The following is a 17,416-nucleotide window of genomic DNA, read 5'->3' as shown; positions in this document are numbered from 1 at the left end:
CATGCTCGCAGGCTTCTTAGCGCCAGACGACGGTATAGGCATAGCCGTTACCGTTATGAACACACCCTTGAACCAGCCGTACGAAAGAACCAAACCCCGGACGGGCTTTGTTAAGGGCAGCATCGCAAGCCGGCTTCGTTCCGAACCAATAAACGTGGGTGCTGGCGGCCTGGGCCGGAGCCGCCAGAGCAATCCCCCCGCCCACCAGGATCGAAGTAGCTACTGCAGCGGACGCCAAAGTCTTCTTTAGGTTATTCATTTCGCTAGACTAATTGCCTCGCTGGAGCAGGTCAATCGATGCATCTCCCCCTACGGCTATGGAGGCCCAGTGCGACAGAAAACCCCGGCATGGAAATTATCTCCATCATGGAACTATTATTGATCCATGACTCTCCCCGCGACTCCGGCGCATGGCACTGAACCCAAGCACCCCCCGGTTCTCTACTGGTTCTCCTGGCTTTGCGCCGCGGCCCTGGTTCTGGTCCCGGCCGTCATGCTCCTGGGGAGCCCGGCCGTGCTGCGTGGGCATCCCCTTCTGCCCATCCTGCTGGGAGTCGCACTCCTTGCGGGTCTGGCGTGGGGCATTCTGCTGTGGCGCCTCCGTGGTGAGCGTCGTCGTCGAACGCGTCTGCGCGCCGCGGTTGCCTGGGTGGGGCGGCTTGCCGTTCTGGGCCTCGTGGCCACGCTCGCGTGGCTGAACCCGTTCGCGTATCAAGGAGCGGGAGCGGGAGCGGCAACGGCCGCGGTAACGGTCCAGGACTCTGCCACTGCCATCACCCTGAAGCCCGCTGACGGCGCAGTAAAGCAGGGGCTGGTGTTCTACCCGGGGGCCAGGGTGGAGGCACTCGCTTACGCTGATCTCCTCAAGCCTGCGGCGGAGTCCGGCACTCTGGTGGTGATCCTCAAGATCCCGCTGGGCCTGAGCCTCCTGGATGGGAATCAGGCACGCGGCGCCATGGCAGATCATCCTGAGGTCACAACGTGGGCCGTGGGCGGCCACTCCCTGGGTGGCGTCAGCGCGAGCTCCTTCGCATTGGCCAACAGTGACGTCCGCGGTTTGCTCTTGTACGCCTCCTACCCCCTGGACTCGATGCGGGACCGCCAAGGGCTCCAGGTGCTGTCCCTGTCCGGAACGAAGGATGGGTTGAGCACGCCGGAAAAGGTCCAGGCTTCCCGTGACCTGCTTCCCGCGGACGCCACATTCACCGCGGTGGAGGGTGGAAACCACGCGTTCTTCGGCAGCTACGGACCGCAACCGGGCGACGGCGACGCCACGGTTTCGCGCGAGGCGGCCCAGGCCCGGATCTCCGCCGAAACGACGTCCTTCATGACCGGTCTCGGCGGCCGCTGACCACCCCGGGAATATGCGCGGGGGTAATCCGGTTCATTGATTTAGATGCATACGCATGTAAACTGGATTATCGAACTACAGGAGAATGCCATGGAATCCCGCCGCATCACCGTTCTGTCTGCCGGCCTCGGCGTCCCGTCGTCCAGCCGTCTGCTGGCCGACCAGTTGGCTGCCTCCGCCGAGCGGCAACTGCGTGCGGCAGGCTATGAGGCCACCATTGACGTGGTGGAACTCCGCGACCTGGCAGTGGATATCGCCAACAACTTTGTCACCGGCTACGCCGCACCGCGCCTCGCCGAGGTGATTGCCGGCGTCGAGCATTCTGACGCCATCATCGCCGTCAGCCCGGTCTTCAGCGCTTCCTACAGCGGGCTGTTCAAGTCCTTCATCGATGTCCTTGACCCCAAATCCTTGGACGGCAAAGCAGTGCTGCTCGGCGCTACGGGCGGCACCGACCGCCACCAGATGGTCCTCGACTACGCCATGCGGCCGCTCTTCACCTACCTCCGCACCCGGATTGCGGCAACGGGCGTCTTCGCCGGGCCTCAGGATTGGGGAAGCAACGACGACGGCGGCTCACCGCTTTCGGTCCGCGTGGACCGTGCTGCGGGTGAACTCGTGCAGTTGCTGAGCGGCCCCCAGCCGAACCGCAAGGTACAGCCGTTGGAATCCTTGCCGTTCGAGCAGCTCCTGGCTGGAATCTCGGCAGGCAGGTAAGGCCCGTTTCCCGCCCCGGTGGAAAACGGTCAGTCGTCCAGGAGTTCTATGAACTCGCGGGCCTGCTTAATGGTGATGTCTGAGTGCCGGGTGAGCGCCATGGCTGCTCCCTCGGCGTCGCCACTTTTGGCCAGTGTCCGGATTCGTCCGTAGATCTCGTCATTGAGCATGTTGCTGCTGACTTCCCGCGTCACCTCGCCCTTGCTGACGATTGCGCGGTAGCGGTACGGAAAGCGCTCTGGCTCATCGTCGTCATCAGCCAGCAGGTCCTTGGCCGGGGCTTCGGGAGTGAACGGTTGCGGGTGCGCCGCCAAGGCGCCCACCGCATCCCGCGAGGCGCGCAGGCCATCCCCCGTGGCCTGCAAGTACACCTTGATGGCTGCCATGCCCTGCCCGCGGGCAATGAGCGAGTAAATCTGACGGTGCTGCTCCTGGTTGAGCTTGGCGGCAGACTCGCGGGCAAGCTCCACTGGATCCTTGGGGGCATTGGCAGCGGCCGCTCCGGCCTTGGTTTCGGTGCTGCGCTTGCTGTAGGAGCGGATCAGCAAAAGGACACCCGCTATGACCACAACAAGGATCAGGAGCGGGATGAGGATTGAATCCATGGTTGTTTCAGAGCCGATCTACATAGTTCTTGGCGGTCATCAGGTCTGAGTGGGTTGCCTGGCGCAGCAGCTTGATGGCCTCAATCTTCTTGCCGCCGCGGACCAGGTTCTGCAACTCAAAAGCCAATTGGGGGTTCAACTGCCCGTTGGGGAGCACTGCCGGCTGTTGCTGCGCTGCCGAGCCCGATGTTCGGGGCGTGCCGGTCTGCGCTTGAAACGGAGTCCTCTGTGCGGCCTGCTCTGTTTGGCTGGCCGTGTTTTGGCTGGGTTTGGTGGACGCCTCGATCCGGGCTCTCAGAGCCAAGGCTTCTTGAACCTGGGCCGCTTGGTGCGCGGCGGATCGGGATGCCAATTCCTGCTGGTACCTCTCCGCGTCGGAAATGCCCGTGTTCCTGGGTTTGAAGGCTGCCGACAGGGCCCAGATGAGGCCCACAAGGATCGCCAGAGGAAGCAGAATGATCAGCACGTCGCCCGAGTTTGTCCCCATGCCTAGAGCTTATGCCAGAACTTGGTTATCCACAGCACATTCCTGAGCGGGCATAAGCTTCCGAGAGTTGCCTGTCAAATTAAGCGGGATGCTGTGAGATGTATCACTTTTAGGGCATGTATGGGCTGGTTTCGCCGGTCTTTGCGGCGCTTCTGGCCGGCGGGCTGTGGATGATTTCCCCAGAAAGTTTTCTTTAGTCCACAGACGATTCAGAACGTTTTCGCAGGTCAGAGCCTTGATTCCCGCAAAAGAAATTCTCTGTCCACAGAGTAGTGCACAGTCTGTGCACAACGTGGGGCCAGTACTCCACAGGTTATCCACAGGCGTGTTCAGACCCCTGCTGTAACGTGTCTGAGGTGTCCATCAAAGGGCGCATTGATCCCCATGGGAGCCCACAGGCTGCCGCTGCCAGGCCAGGCCGCATCAGACCTGGACCCATGGCTGTGGATAACTTGTGGACACGCTATTCTGTCGCACCCCGCTGGCAGAGTCAGGGGGAGCAGGCGGAACCGCGCCTGCGCAATGGCTTTACGGACCGCCCAAGGCAGCACCCGTGGGCGGTACACAAATGGAGGACGGCTTGTCAGTTACGCACTTGGACTCAATCGAGGGCACACGCGCTTCGGACTCGAGCCGGAAACCTCCGCAGGACATCCCCGCAGAGCAGTCGGTACTGGGCGGCATGATGCTGTCCAAGGACGCCATTGCCGATGTTGTGGAAATTGTCCGCGGGCATGACTTCTACCGCCCCGCGCACGAGACCATTTACGAATCCATCATTGACCTTTACGGCCGCGGCGAGCCGGCCGATGCCGTCACGGTGTCGGATGAGCTGACCAAGCGCGGCGAGATCAACAGGATCGGCGGCCCCGCCTACCTGCACGAGCTCATCCAGACTGTTCCCACGGCGGCCAATGCCGGTTACTACGCAGAGATCGTTGCTGAACGTGCTGTCCTTCGCCGTCTGGTCAATGCGGGCACCAAGATCGTCCAGATGGGCTACGGCCAGGACGGCGAGGTGGAGGACCTTGTCAACCAGGCGCAGGCAGAGGTCTACGCCGTGGCCGAGAAGCGTACGGCAGAGGATTACGTGGCGTTGAAAGACGTCATGGAATCCACGGTGGACGAGATCGAAGCGTCGGGCCACCGTGGCGAAGGAATGACCGGCGTTCCCACCGGATTCTACGAACTCGATGAATTGACCCACGGCCTCCACCCGGGCCAGATGATTGTTATCGCTGCCCGCCCTGCCGTGGGTAAGTCCACCTTCGCGCTGGACTTTGCCCGTTCTGCCGCCATCAAGAACAATCTGGCCACTGTCATGTTCTCCCTGGAAATGGGCCGGAACGAAATTGCCATGCGTCTCCTTTCCGCGGAAGCAACCATCGGGCTGCAGGATCTCCGCAAGGGGACCATCAAGGACGAGCAATGGTCCAAGATCGCCACCACCATGGGCCGCATGAACGATGCTCCGTTGTTTATTGATGACAGCCCCAACATGTCCCTCATGGAGATCCGGGCAAAATGCCGCCGCCTGAAGCAGCAGCACGATCTCAAACTGGTGATCCTCGACTACCTCCAGCTCATGAGCTCCGGCAAGAAGGTTGAATCCCGTCAGCAGGAAGTTTCCGAGTTCTCGCGTGCGCTCAAGCTGCTCGCCAAGGAACTGCAGGTTCCTGTGATTGCGCTGTCGCAGCTGAACCGTGGTTCCGAGCAGCGTCAGGACAAGCGCCCCATGGTGTCCGACCTCCGTGAATCGGGCTCCATCGAGCAGGATGCCGACATGGTCATCCTCCTCCACCGTGAGGACGTCTACGACAAAGAGTCACCGCGCGCAGGCGAAGCTGACATCCTCATTGCCAAGCACCGTAACGGTCCCACCAAGGACATCGTGGTGGCATTCCAGGGCCATTACTCCCGCTTTGCCAACATGGCCGGCGAAACCGGTGGTGGCGGCGGGTTCTAGCACGCCACGCGCGGCGAAATAGTCAGCAAGCTGAGGGTAGTCTGGGTGTCGTCCGCCATCGCGGACGTGTCACTTTAAGAACGCTGGGGGAATTGTGAAGAAGAATCCGCTTTTGGGCCTGGGGGCCACTGCCATTTTGGTTGCCGCACTGACTGCATGCGGCGGCGGCACGGCCGCAACGCCGGAGCCGAGTTCAGCACCTGAAACTCCTTCAGCAACTCCGACGCCCGTGAAGCAGTACACCGAGCAGGAACTGGTTGCCATCGCACAGCAGGTCAAGGCATCGGACGGAAGCAGCCCGGCCGTGCTGACGGGTCAGGAGCTGGCTGCACGCTATGACACCCTTGATAAGACGTTGGGTAAAACCACCATCGATCCCGCCAACTGCAAGGACATGGGGATGCTCGGCGTGAATCAGGCCATCTCAGGCTCCACAACGGCCGGCACCGAACGCAAGAAGACAGCGGGCATCATCAGTGATCTGACCCTGACGTCGGGTGTGGAGCTGAAGGTCCTGCAGGATGCCGTGGACAAGAGCAAAACCGAGGCCGGGGAATGCAAGAAGGTGTCCTTCTCCTCTGAGGGCCAGGCCATCACCACCACCACTGAATCAATCGACGGCGTTGGGTCCGTTCCCGGCACGGTTGCCTATAAGACAGTCATGTCCTTGGTGGATGGATCCAGCGGGGCCATCTACCGTGCGCTTGCCATTAAGGACGGAGTCCTTATTTCCGTCACGTCCTCCGGCAGCGGCGATCAGACCGGTGGCGCTGAAGCAGCCGGCGCCATGCTGGACCAGGCAGCAGCCCTGATCAAGTAGTCGGCAAGCACAGAGGCCGGGAGGGACGCGAATCAGCGCCCCTCCCGGCCTCTTGCAGTTCCTGCAGTCCTAGCAGCCTTCGAAGTCGTTGAGTACCTTCACCTTGGCTGCGGAACCTGACGTAGGGTCAAAAACGTAGCCCACCCACTCCCTGGCAAGCCGACGGGCCAGCTCAACACCCACCACGCGCTGGCCCATGGTCAACACTTGGCAATCATTGGAGAGGATGGAACGCTCCACGGAGAAGGAATCGTGGGCCGCAGTTGCACGGATGCCCGGGACCTTGTTGGCCGCGATTGCCATTCCAATGCCTGTCCCGCAGAACAGGATGGCGCGATCGGCCTTGCCGTCACGGATCATTTCGCCAGCCGTTATGCCCACATAGGGATAGGGCCTGGTGAAATCCTCGTCTGCGTGGTTGACGCCGATATCGATCACTTCGGTGATTCTGGCGTCAGCTTCAAGGTCCGCCAGGATCCGGTCTTTGTAATCCACGCCGGCTTCGTCGGCGCCCACAATGATGCGCATGGAATTCTCCTAATGGGTGGTGGCTGCAGGGACAGGAAGCGTGGTGAAGTGAGGCCCGACGGCGGCAAATACCATCGCGAGCGACGTCGCCCCAGGATCCGGGGTACCAAGGCTCTTCCGGGCCAGCGGCCGGGCCCGGCCCTTCAGTGGGCGAAGGTCGGCGGTGGAGGTGGCGGCTGCGGTAGCGTCGGCCGCCGCAGCTGCCCACGCGTCCTCCGCCGCGTCACCCGAAGCAACGCGGTCCTCCAGCGAGGACGCGAACGGAAGCAACGCATCCATCATGGTTTTGTCACCGATCTCAGCCTTACCAAGGCTCGCGATGCGGTCCGCGAAAGCGCGAACAGACCCGGCGAGGCCATCCGGCGTCGGGATTTCTGCGTCTCCCAACCGCTCGCCAAAGGCGCGCAACCCGGCTCCCCACAGGACGCCCGACGTGCCTCCTGCCTTGTCCGCCCACGCATCTCCGGCAGCGGCCAGCAGCGAGCCGGCACCTGCGCCACGCTTCAGGGCCGCGGTTGCTGCTTCCAGGGCGGCTGCTGATCCGCGGACCATGCCACGGCCGTGATCGCCGTCGCCGGCGATTGCGTCCATGTCCCCGAGGATTGATTCGGAATCGCGGAGCAGCGCGGCCGTCGTGTCCAAGGCTCGAAGGCACTGGGCGGCGTAATCGCGGGACTCGGCTGTTGAGGAGTAGTCCGTAGCGGCAACGCCGTCCAACTCAGCTTCCGCAGTGTCAGGTGAAGCGGCATCGAATCCCACCGCACCGCGACGGTACGCAGGTGTCAGCGCTGGAGCAGTCCAGTACTGCTCAAGCTCGTCATCCAACCACGTCAAGGTCAGGGATGCGCCCGCCATGTCCAAAGACGTGACCAGCTCGCCCACTTCGGGCATTACCAGCGTGTGCCCGGCCTCACGCAGCAGCGGAGCCACGGTGCGCCACAGGACAAACAGTTCCTCGTGCTTGGTGGACCCCAGGCCGTTGAGGATCACGGCCAGCCGCTTCGACGTGGAAGAAGGTGTCTCGGCCAGCACGCGTCGCACCAGTTCCCGGCCAAGCTCGACGGCGGACGGCAGCTCTGTGTCGAACAGTCCAGGTTCGCCGTGGATACCAAGCCCCAGGCCCATCTGACCCTCGGGAAGGTGGAACAGCGGCTGATCGGCACCGGGGAAGGTACAGCCGCTGAAGGCCGTGCCAATGGTCCGCGTCAGCTCATTCGCCTTGCGTCCCACACGAACCACGGAGTCCAGATCCAGGCCGGCCTCGGCGGCGGCACCCATGACTTTGAAGACCACGAAGTCCCCGGCGATGCCGCGGCGCTTCTCAACTTCGTCGAGTGATGCGCTGGCTATGTCATCGGTCACCAGAACGTTGTGGGTGGGGATACCCTCGGCGTTCAGGCGTTCGGTCGCCATGCCGAAATTCATCACGTCGCCGGCGTAGTTCCCGTAAGTGAACACCACTCCCGCTCCGGAATTGGCTGCCTTCGCCACCGAGTAAGCCTGCTGGGCGGAAGGCGAGGTGAAGATGTTTCCCACCACGGCGCCGTCGGCGAATCCCGGACCGATGATGCCGGCGAAGGCAGGGTAGTGCCCGGAGCCGCCGCCGGTGATGACGGCAACCTTGGGCGCTGAAGGACGGCCGCGGCGTACCGCACCACCCGAAACCTGCCGGACGAGGTCCGAGTGGGCATCGCAGAAGCCAGCGAGGGCTTCGTCGGCGAAGTCGGCGGGATCGTTGAAGATTCTGGTCATGGTGGGTCCTGGTTCTGGATTTCGGACTGGGGGAGGGGCTTAGTGGATGTGGCTGCCGCCATTAATGTCGATGGTGGTTCCGGTGAGGTACGCGGAGTCTTCCGAGGAGAGGAACGTGATGACGGCGGCTACTTCCTCCGTGGTGGCGTTCCGGCCCAACGGGATGCCGGCGTTGATGGCGGCTTCCTGCTCATCGGTGCTGCCGACGCGGATGTTCGTGTCCACTGCACCGGGGGTGATGGCGTTGACGGTCACGCCGGTCTCACCGATTTCCCGCGCGAGTGCCTTGGTGAAGCCCAGGATGGCGGCCTTGGCTGCGGAGTAGGGAACCTTGCCAAAAACGCCGCCGCCCCGCTGCGCTGAGACCGATGACATGTTGACGATGCGGCCCCAGCCGTTCGCGATCATGTCCGGCAGGAAGGCCTTGGTGACCAAATAGGTTCCGGTGGCGTTAACGTCCATCACTTTGTGCCAAAGGTCCAGCGTGGTTTCCAGGAACGGGACGGGAGAGGTGATGCCGGCAATGTTGGCCAGTGCGCCTACGGCAGGGAGGTTCCCGGCGGCAACTTCTGCTGCAACGGCGGCCTGGGCAGCGATGACGGACGCTTCATTGGCGACGTCGATTTCATAGCCGAAGGCGGGGACGTTGAATTCGTTGGCGATCTCCGCAGCAACCTTGGCGGACTTTTCGCCGTCGAGGTCAAGAATGACGATGCCCCAGCCCTGGTTGGCGTAGCGGCGGGCGGTGGTCAGGCCGATGCCGCGATCGGAGGTAGCTCCGGTGAGGACGGCGGTGCGCTGGATGGTGGTCATGGTGCTCCTTGGGTGGTGGTTGTTAGATGAGGTCTGTGATGAAGCTGGCTGCCTTGGCGGCAGCGGCCGGGCGCTCGTCGTGGGTGACGTCCCGGGTTTCGAGTTCCAGCGAGAAGTGGCCGGAGTAACCGGCGCCTCCCAACGCCGCCAACCCTGCGGCAAAGTTGGCGGCTCCGTTACCGATGCTGAGGTTGATGTTTCCCGGCTGGTCCCCGGAGGCAGGCTTGGCATCGCGGAGGTGGACGTGCTTGACCCGTGATGCGAAGCGGTCAACGAAGTCCACGGGGTCCCCTCCGGAGGCCACGATGTGGCTGAAGTCCATCACCAGGCCAACCTCCGAGCCAGTCAGCCGGTCGGCCAGGAGTTGGGCGCGTTCGGCGTTCCAACACAGCCGGTAGAAGTGCAGGGATTCAGTCCACAGTTCAACACCAAACTCCGCAGCGCGTTCCGCGGCGTGGATGAGCTGCGCTGCAACCAAGTCAATGTCCTCGTTGAGGCCGCGCACGGGTTCGTGGTCGATCGCCCCGCACGGCAGGACAAGGGCTTTCGCGCCGGTCTCTGCTGCGAGGGACAGCAGCATCCCAAGGTGCCGGTCGCGCGCTTCTTGGGCGCCGGCGTCGAGCGGGTTATTGAGGTCGCCGATGTCGCCGTTCACCGAACGGACGCGCAGGCCCGATTCACGCACGACGGCGGCAACCGCCTTCACTGCCCCCGCGTCAAGCACGTACGGCACATGATCGCAGACGCCCGGAAGCGCGCCCAGATCGATCTCCTCGAAGCCGAGCCCCTGCATGGTGTGGAGTGCCGCACCCAGTTCCTGGTGGCGGAAGGTGATGGACGAACAGCCCAGTCGTTGATGAAACATCGTCATTGATCCTCTACGTCGAAGCCTCATCGGTGAGGGCTTCTTAGTGATGCAAGCCACTTTAGATGCGTTAACTGTCAACAGTCAACCTTCAGAGTTGACTGTTGACATTGCTGGTGCGCTGCGTCACAGTTGTCGTATTATGTTGACTGTCGACAGTGAGGTTGCCGAAGAAGCACCGCACTCTTCGAAAGGGAAAAAGACAGATGAGCAATGAAGCTCTGACCATGCGTGGTCCGGTTCATGGAACCAAGGATGCAAAGCGCGTCGCCGTCGGCTCCGGCGTTGGCGCAGTGATCGAAACTTACGACTTCATCGGCTTCGGCACGGCCGCCGCACTGTACTTCGGCACGGCGTTCTTCCCGGGTGCTGACCCGGTGACAGGCACCTTGGCCTCCTTCGCGACCCTCGGCGTCGGCTTCGCTGCCCGTCCCCTGGGTGGCATCATTGGCGGCCACCTCGGCGACAAGCTCGGACGCAAGCCCGTCCTGGTGGCCTCGCTGATCCTCATGGGCCTGGCCACCTTCGCAATCGGCCTGCTCCCCACCTACCAGCAAGTGGGTCTCTTGGCCCCAGCGCTGTTGGTACTGGTCCGCGTGATCCAAGGCCTCGCCTTCGGCGCCGAATGGGGTGGCGCCATCCTGATGAGCTACGAGCACGCACCATGGCGCAAGAAGGGTCAGTTCACCGGAATCGTGCAGGCCGGCTTCCCAGTGGGGCTGCTCCTGGCCAACCTGGTGTTCCTGAGCAGCGTGGGCCTGGGCTCCGAATGGGCCTGGCGCGTACCGTTCCTGGCCAGTATTGTCCTGGTGGCCGTAGGCCTGATCATCCGTTCCAAGGTTCCGGAATCCCCGGTATTCGAGGACGTCAAATCCAAGGGCGACATCGTCAAATCCCCCATCGTGGAGGTCATCAAGACGGACTGGCGCAACATTGTCCGCGGCATCGGCCTGCGCATCGCTGAAACAGCAGGCTACGCAGTGTCCGTCACGTACATGATTTCCTACCTCCACACCAACAAGCTGGCGGACAAAACCGAGACCCTGGTGGCGCTCTGTGTCGCCGCCGGCATTGGCATCTTTGCCACCTACTTCTGGGGCAAGCTGACGGATAAGGTGGGCCGCCGCCCCGTCTACATCTGGTCCACAGCGTTCGCCGTGCTCTTCGGAATCCCCATGTTCATGCTGGTCAACACCGGCTTGTTCTTCCTGATCATTGCCACGATCGTGATCGCCTACGCCGTCTGCCAGAACTCCCTGGCCGGCGCACAGGGTGCCTGGTTCCCGGAACTCTTCCAAGCCAAGACCCGTTCCTCAGGTGCTTCATTGGCCTACCAGATCTCCGCCATGGTCTCCGGCTTCACCCCGTTCATCACCACCTTGCTCTTCGTCAGCATGGGGTGGATGGGTCCGGCACTGCTCTTCAGCGTCTACGCAGCCATCGGCCTGTGGGCCGCGCTCATCACCAAGGAAACTTGGGGCAAGCGCGAGCGTGAGCTCGCCGAGGAAGCCGCCAGCACAACTCCGCACACGGTCAACGCCTAAAGCACCAATCGACGTCGGGCGCGTAGACCCCCGCGGTACGCGCCCGACTCCGGAAGGACATTCCACGTGACTCTCTCATCCACCGAGCCGCAAACCACTGCCATTCCCACCCAACCCACACCCCAACGGGTGGGGCGCATCCGGGCCGCCGCGTACCGCATGCGCCACCACGCCTTGAACATGGGCGAAGTCCAGGGACAGGGCTACGTTGGCCAGGCTCTTGGCGCCGCGGACATGCTCGCCGCCGTTTATGCCGACCAGTTGACGTTCCGCGCTGATGACCCGCACTGGGAAGGCCGCGACCGGTTCCTGCTCTCCACCGGCCACTACGCAATCGGTCACTACTCAGCCTTGGCCGAAGCCGGCATCGTGCCTGTTGATGAGCTGGAGACCTACGGCTCCGACGATTCCCGGCTTCCCATGTCAGGTATGTCCACCTACACCCCGGGCATGGAAATCTCCGGAGGCTCACTGGGCCACGGACTCACCATCGCCGTGGGCATGGCGCTGGGACTTCGGGCCCAGGGCCTGCCCAACCGGGTGATCAACTTCCTGTCCGACGGCGAGCTTGACGAAGGTTCCACGTGGGAGGCTGCCATGGGTGCGCACCACCACCAATTGGGCAACCTGATTGCCATGGTGGACATCAATGCCCTCCAGGCTGACGGTGCCACCAACACCGTTCTGCGGACCGAGCCGGTCACCGAAAAGTGGGAATCGTTCGGTTGGTACACCCAGCGGGTGGACGGGAACGACGTCGGTGCGTTGCTGGCTGCGTTCGACAACATCGCCGCCGTCGCGGCGCCAGTAGGCCAGCCGGCCGTGATTCTGTGCGACACCAAAGTGGGGCGGGGAGTGCCGCTGCTGGAAAACCGCGAGAAGGCGCACTTCATGCGGATCGAAGAAAACGAGTGGCAGATCTGCCGTGAGCAGCTGACTGCAGGATACGAAGGGAAGGCTGCCTGATGAGCGCCACCACCGAAGCCCCCAGCACCACAGCTGCCGTGAAGCCGAAACTCAAGACCTCGGCAATGATTGCGTCCTTCGCCGATCCCGGCCAGAAGACCGCCTCCGCCCCTTTCGGCCATGCGCTGGTCAAAGCCGCCGAAGCCGATTCCCGCATTGTTGGCCTCACCGCCGATCTGGGCAAATACACGGACATGCACATCTTTGCCAAGGCGTTCCCGGACCGGTTCTTCCAGATGGGCATGGCCGAGCAGCTCCTTTTCGGTGCAGCAGCGGGCATGGCCGAGACCGGGCTGATCCCCTTCGCGTCCACGTATTCTGTGTTCGCCGCTCGCCGCGCCTACGACTTCCTGTGCCTGGACATCGCCGAGCCAAACCTCAACGTCAACATCATTGGCGGACTCCCCGGCCTCACCACCGGGTACGGTCCCAGCCACCAGGCCACCGAAGATATGGCGATTTTCCGCGGCATGCCCAACCTGACAATCGTGGATCCCTGCGATTCCGTGGACATCGAGCAGGCAGTGCCGCAGCTTGCAGCCTCCGACGGTCCCACGTACCTGCGCTTGCTTCGCGGCAACGTGCCCACGGTCCTGGATGAATACGGCTACACCTTTGAGCTCGGCAAAGCCAAGGTCCTTCGCGGCGGCAACGATGTTGTCTTCGTATCCTCGGGCCTCATGACCATGCGGGCACTCCAGGCGGCGGACGCCCTGGCCAAACACAACGTGGACGTTGCCGTGGTTCACACCCCCACCATCAAGCCGTTCGATTCGGAGACCGTCCTCGCTGAACTGAACACGGATCGGCTGGCCGTCACATTGGAGAACCACACCGTTGTTGGCGGCCTGTTCGAAACTGTTGCCTCCGCCGTCGTTACCGCCGGCCTGGGCAAGCGCGTGGTTCCCATCGGACTGCCGGACCAGTTCCTCGACGCCGGTGCGCTGCCAACGCTGCACGAACGCTACGGACTGTCCGTCGACAGGATTGTGGCCAAGGTCCTGGCCGAACTCGGCTAGATACGCGCTGGCGGCGCGGGTATGGGCATTCCCTGTCTGTCCCGCGCCGCTGCCCGTAGTATCGACTGTTAACACCGGACTGTCAGCAGTCGCCCGTAGAAGCTAAGGACACGCCATGGCCGCCACCGCCACGTTGCTGGGACTGGAAAAGAAGAGCCTGCGCGAACAGGCGCTGGCCGCCCTCCGTACTGCCATCACCAGCGGGGAGCTGGAACCGGGCAAGCATCTTGTGGAAACCGAACTGTCCGAGATGCTCCAAATCAGCCGCGGAACCCTCCGCGAAGCCCTGCGCCAACTGGAGCAGGAAGGCCTGATCTCCGCCGGTGCCCGTGGCAGGATGTCCGTGCGCCACCTGGACGTGAAGGAAATCCGGGACATCTTTGCCGTCCGCGGCGTACTGGAGTCCCTGGCGGCCAGGACCCTGAGCGACATGGCCAACAAAGAAGCCGCGCTCGCAGAGCTGCGTGCCGCCGTCGATGCCATGGACAAGGCCTCTAAATCCTCCTTGGAGGACCGGATTGAGGCGGACTTGGAATTCCACCGCACACTGTGCCGCTTGTCCGGCAACGAGACTCTGCTGCACTCCTGGGAGTCGCTGGAAGGATCCATCCGCATGTCCATCATGTTTGCCGGCCTGGAACGTGCCACGCGGAACATGAGCGTGGGACGCCATCACGACATTGTGGCGGCTATTGAAACCGGCAATGCAGCGAAAGCGCGTGAAACCATCATTGAGCACATGAATGGTGCCGCAGAGAATCTGGTGGGCTGAGTCCTTAATTCAGTCAGTTTGTACTACGAGTATTGGATGCAATTCTTTTCATCCCCCCGCATGAGCGCCTATAGCGAGTAAATTCGATGTCTGGAGAATCCGGATATTCATAGGAGCTGGTGTCAGTGGAAGAAAAAGCAGAGAATTCCGGCGTGGGCGAACTCCGGTTGGGTGTCCTGGGCAGCCAGGTAGCTGTGCGTTTTGACGCCGGAGTCACTCCAGGGGACCGGGAGACTTTGCGCCGTGCGTGGTCCCGGTGCCTGGATACCTCCCCGGATATCCCACTCAGCCCGCATCTGGAGTGGACCGCCGCTTCTGACCACCCGCACCACATTCCGTACCGGGCCAGGGTTTCCACCGCTGCGGCCACCACTTTTGTGGCCGGCCAAACGTTCGCGGACTTCGCATCAACACTCACCAGCACGGTGACTCTGGCCGGTGTCGCTGCGGGTAAAGGGAGCTTGCTGATGCTCCACGCCGCTGGCTTGGCCGTCGACGGGACGGGCCGAACGGTGGCGCTGGTGGGACGGTCCGGCATGGGCAAGACGACGGCAACCCGGCTTTTGGGCACCGGCTTTGGGTACGTCACGGATGAGACTGTGGCGCTCAACGAATCCAACCGGATCCTTCCCTACCCCAAACCGCTGTCCGTTATTGCAGCTGAACATCCCGCTCCCAAGATGCAGATGGGCCCCGATGACCTCGGGCTGAAGGCAACGCCCGTCGCGCCGCAGTTGGCGGCGGTGGTCTTGCTGGACCGGAACCATGAGGCGGCTACGCCGGTGATCACTCCGCTGACCCTCCCGGAGGCCATCCTCGAACTGGCTCCACAGATGTCCTCCTTGGCAGCCGTCCGCAATCCTCTTGAAAGGCTCTGCGGAACCTTGGATTCAGCAGGCGGGGCTGTCCGTGTCACCTACCGCGAAGCGGAGGATCTGCGGGCTGTTCTGCCGCACCTTATGAATCGCCCACCGGCTCCGCGGGCGTGGAAAGTGGTCACCGCTCCGGGGAAGGAAAGCCTCCCGCGGCAAGCTTCTTCGGAGTCCGGCGCCATCCAGCGCGCCAGGGTGATCGACGCCGTCGAGGTGGTACTTCCGGAGCGGCAGGGAACGGAACTGGTGGCCCTCACCGACCAGGGCGTTGTTCGGTTGGGCGGGGTGGCTCCAGCCGTCTGGGCCGCCTTGGCGACGCCCTGCGACATCGAAGGAATCGCCCAGCGGATCCTCCCCACCATAGGGCTTCCCGCCGGATACCAGGAGAAATTGCTGGAAATTCTGGAGCAGATGCGGTTTCGCGGATTGATTGCCCGGTCTCCAGCGGATCAATTGTCCATAAAAAATGAGCCGAAATGCGCAGGAGCTAGCATGCCGGATAAGCAGTCTCAGTGGTAATTTTCACGACATCTCAGTGTTGAGGGCAATTTCGGCAAACTGCTACATTCCGTGTGCATCACATTCCACCATAGATTTCCGGGTCTGCAAGCGCGCAGGCTCATTTGAAGGAGCAAAGAATGGCCTTAGATCAAGGCGAGGTTAAGAGTAAGAGCATTGACCGCCGCAAGGTGATGATCGGTGCAGCGTGGAGCGTGCCGCTGGTGGCCGTTGCGGCGGCAACTCCGGCGCACGCCGTGTCCCCGGACCCGATTGTTGTGACACCCGACGCCGGGTACAACATCTCGTCCTGGAAGGGCGACCACCACTACGGAAGCGACGAAACCGATCTGGACCAGCGGGCGTACGACTTCCCGGTGACGGTCAAGGACGCCAGTGGCAACCCGGTTTCCGGAGCCACAGTGACTGTGACCACCTCGGGTCAGAACGAAGACGGCGATGTCCTGGGTGTTTACGTCTTCCCGGCACCGGATAACGGCGGACCGGAAAGCGATCCCCACCCCATGGCCACCACGGTCACGGACGCGAGTGGCAAGGCGTACTTCGCGGTCAGCACGCAGAACCTGAGCTCCTCCGAGCGCCCCAGCTACGCCACCATGACCATCACGGTGACGTACAACGGGACCACCACGGTCACCGTGGTCAACGTGACGCTCACCGATTCCGACTAGAAGCATTTTCCTGGGCCCCTGGCCCGGTCTCCACCCCTCATGGGCGGCAAGGCCGGTCCGGGGGCCTTTTCTGCTTCTAGTGTCCGGTTCCGAGTGGGTATTGGGCCATGGTTCCGTCCGTCATGGCCTTGGACAACGCGTTGACGGCGTCCTGATCCGGGGCAACGATTGACTGCCCGTCGTCCGACCATCCCGTCCCGTTCGTGGGAAGGGTGAAGGTCACCAGATCACCGGGTCGGACATCGCGGAGCTCGACGGCGATCGAGGCTATTGCTCCGGGCGTCAGTTGGGCGTCCACTGAGAGATAGGGCGAAAAGTCCGCCACCAGCTTGCTGACCGTGAAGGGGTTGGTGAGGACTTCCTGGCTGAGGATCTTCCGCGTCAGGGCTTGGAAATACAGCTGCTGGTTCTTGGTGCGCTGAAAGTCCCCGTCCGGGAAGGCGTAGCGTTCGTGCACAAACCAGAACGCCGCCTCGCCGTCCATGTGCATGGGGCCTTCCGGGAAGGTGATGTTCGAGCCTCCGGACCAAGAGGGAGTGAAAGCCACAGGTACGTCAACGTCCACACCGCCCACCGCATCGGTCAGGCCTTTGAAGCCGTCAAAGTCGATGAAGACCACGTGGTCGATCCGCTGGTTCAGGAACCCTTCCACTGTCTGGACCATGAGCGGGACACCCCCGTACGCCAGAGCTGCGTTGATCTTGGCGTTTCCGTGGCCAGGAATGGGAACCCAGAGGTCCCTCATGATGGAGACGGCATACATCTTCCGGCGGTCGGCAGGCACATGAACCAGCATCATGGTGTCCGAGCGTTGATCGGAAGCCTCGCCGGACTCCGCCTCGTCCTTGGTTGCCCCGCGGCTGTCGCTGCCCACGATCAAAACGTTCATGGCGCTGCTGCCGTCAGGTGACACAGCCTGGGTTGGCCGGCCCGATTCATCCGGAAAGACGTCCTGGAGTTTGTGGCTCCGGGTGTCAAAGGAGCTGTAGAGGGTCCACAGGAAGATGGTGGCGGCCAGGGTTGCAAGAACCACCAGAACGCCCGCACCCACGAGTACGTAACGTCCTGTGCGCCTTTTCCTGGGTGGACTCTGCTGTTCCGGGCCTGGTGCCGACGTGGTCATGGTCATGGGCGCGCTCCGTATGGCTA

At 62.6% G+C, this 17,416-nt stretch carries 17 protein-coding genes; 10 read left to right on the top strand and 7 right to left on the bottom strand.

Features of this window, described 5'->3' with window-relative positions; genetic code table 11:
* Positions 1–385 precede the first annotated feature (385 nt).
* Together JOE60_RS18020 and JOE60_RS18015 are read left to right on the top strand one after the other, a co-directional pair.
* Entirely contained in the window at positions 386–1,351 is a 966-nt protein-coding gene (locus JOE60_RS18020; RefSeq protein WP_167268046.1) for an alpha/beta hydrolase, read from the top strand.
* 90 nt (positions 1,352–1,441) lie between these two features.
* The gene (locus JOE60_RS18015) at positions 1,442–2,068 is read left to right on the top strand and encodes an FMN reductase (protein ID WP_167268043.1); all 627 of its coding nucleotides are present in this window, start codon (positions 1,442–1,444) and stop codon (positions 2,066–2,068) included.
* A gap of 29 nt (positions 2,069–2,097) precedes the next feature.
* Here JOE60_RS18015 and JOE60_RS18010 read toward each other — a convergent pair whose 3' ends face one another.
* Positions 2,098–2,673, bottom strand: a complete 576-nt coding sequence (locus tag JOE60_RS18010) for a hypothetical protein (protein ID WP_167268042.1) — start codon at positions 2,671–2,673, stop codon at positions 2,098–2,100.
* A gap of 7 nt (positions 2,674–2,680) precedes the next feature.
* Positions 2,681–3,160: a hypothetical protein gene (locus JOE60_RS18005; protein ID WP_167268040.1), complete on the bottom strand. Its 480-nt coding sequence runs from the start codon at positions 3,158–3,160 to the stop codon at positions 2,681–2,683.
* Positions 3,161–3,740: 580 nt separating this feature from the next.
* On the opposite strand from JOE60_RS18005, the gene dnaB reads away from it, so the two are divergent.
* Positions 3,741–5,126, top strand: a complete 1,386-nt coding sequence (gene dnaB, locus JOE60_RS18000) for a replicative DNA helicase (protein WP_167268417.1) — start codon at positions 3,741–3,743, stop codon at positions 5,124–5,126.
* 94 nt (positions 5,127–5,220) lie between these two features.
* Positions 5,221–5,946 (top strand): hypothetical protein, encoded by a 726-nt coding sequence (locus JOE60_RS17995; RefSeq protein WP_167268038.1) that lies wholly within the window; start codon positions 5,221–5,223, stop codon positions 5,944–5,946.
* 69 nt (positions 5,947–6,015) lie between these two features.
* Here the strand turns inward: JOE60_RS17995 and JOE60_RS17990 are convergent, their stop codons facing one another.
* From JOE60_RS17990 to JOE60_RS17975, 4 genes are read right to left on the bottom strand one after another with little or no spacing between them, the layout of a single operon-like run.
* Positions 6,016–6,474 carry a ribose-5-phosphate isomerase gene (locus tag JOE60_RS17990; RefSeq protein WP_167268036.1) on the bottom strand — a complete coding sequence of 153 codons (459 nt, stop codon included), beginning with the start codon at positions 6,472–6,474 and terminating at the stop codon, positions 6,016–6,018.
* A gap of 9 nt (positions 6,475–6,483) precedes the next feature.
* On the bottom strand, positions 6,484–8,226 hold the full coding sequence (locus tag JOE60_RS17985) for a dihydroxyacetone kinase family protein (RefSeq protein ID WP_167268034.1): 1,743 nt from the start codon (positions 8,224–8,226) through the stop codon (positions 6,484–6,486).
* Between the two features lie 39 nt (positions 8,227–8,265).
* Positions 8,266–9,039, bottom strand: coding sequence for an SDR family NAD(P)-dependent oxidoreductase (locus JOE60_RS17980; protein WP_167268032.1), 774 nt, complete (start codon positions 9,037–9,039; stop codon positions 8,266–8,268).
* Between the two features lie 22 nt (positions 9,040–9,061).
* Positions 9,062–9,904, bottom strand: a complete 843-nt coding sequence (locus JOE60_RS17975) for a sugar phosphate isomerase/epimerase family protein (RefSeq protein WP_167268414.1) — start codon at positions 9,902–9,904, stop codon at positions 9,062–9,064.
* 206 nt (positions 9,905–10,110) lie between these two features.
* Between JOE60_RS17975 and JOE60_RS17970 the strand changes: the two genes are divergently transcribed.
* The 6 genes from JOE60_RS17970 to JOE60_RS17945 all read left to right on the top strand — a co-directional run bounded on the left by JOE60_RS17970 (position 10,111) and on the right by JOE60_RS17945 (position 16,267).
* Entirely contained in the window at positions 10,111–11,448 is a 1,338-nt protein-coding gene (locus JOE60_RS17970) for an MFS transporter (protein WP_167268030.1), read from the top strand.
* A gap of 66 nt (positions 11,449–11,514) precedes the next feature.
* A complete protein-coding gene (locus JOE60_RS17965) occupies positions 11,515–12,414 on the top strand; it encodes a transketolase (RefSeq protein WP_167268028.1) in 900 nt (299 codons plus the stop codon).
* A complete protein-coding gene (locus tag JOE60_RS17960) occupies positions 12,414–13,433 on the top strand; it encodes a transketolase family protein (RefSeq protein WP_167268026.1) in 1,020 nt (339 codons plus the stop codon). The genes JOE60_RS17965 and JOE60_RS17960 overlap by 1 nt, the downstream gene beginning before the upstream one ends.
* Before the next feature lie 115 nt (positions 13,434–13,548).
* A complete protein-coding gene (locus JOE60_RS17955; protein WP_167268024.1) occupies positions 13,549–14,205 on the top strand; it encodes a GntR family transcriptional regulator in 657 nt (218 codons plus the stop codon).
* Positions 14,206–14,330: 125 nt separating this feature from the next.
* Positions 14,331–15,596, top strand: coding sequence for a hypothetical protein (locus JOE60_RS17950; protein ID WP_204814966.1), 1,266 nt, complete (start codon positions 14,331–14,333; stop codon positions 15,594–15,596).
* A 119-nt stretch (positions 15,597–15,715) separates the two neighbouring features.
* The gene (locus tag JOE60_RS17945; protein ID WP_167268022.1) at positions 15,716–16,267 is read left to right on the top strand and encodes an Ig-like domain-containing protein; all 552 of its coding nucleotides are present in this window, start codon (positions 15,716–15,718) and stop codon (positions 16,265–16,267) included.
* 76 nt (positions 16,268–16,343) lie between these two features.
* Here the strand turns inward: JOE60_RS17945 and JOE60_RS17940 are convergent, their stop codons facing one another.
* Positions 16,344–17,396, bottom strand: coding sequence for an LCP family protein (locus JOE60_RS17940; RefSeq protein ID WP_167268020.1), 1,053 nt, complete (start codon positions 17,394–17,396; stop codon positions 16,344–16,346).
* Positions 17,397–17,416: the final 20 nt, after the last annotated feature.

The sequence above is a fragment of the Paenarthrobacter ilicis genome (assembly GCF_016907545.1).
GTDB classification, from domain to species: Bacteria; Actinomycetota; Actinomycetes; order Actinomycetales; family Micrococcaceae; genus Arthrobacter; species Arthrobacter ilicis.
Note: the sequence above shows the minus strand (reverse complement) of the source record. Positions and strands in the feature narration are given on the sequence as shown.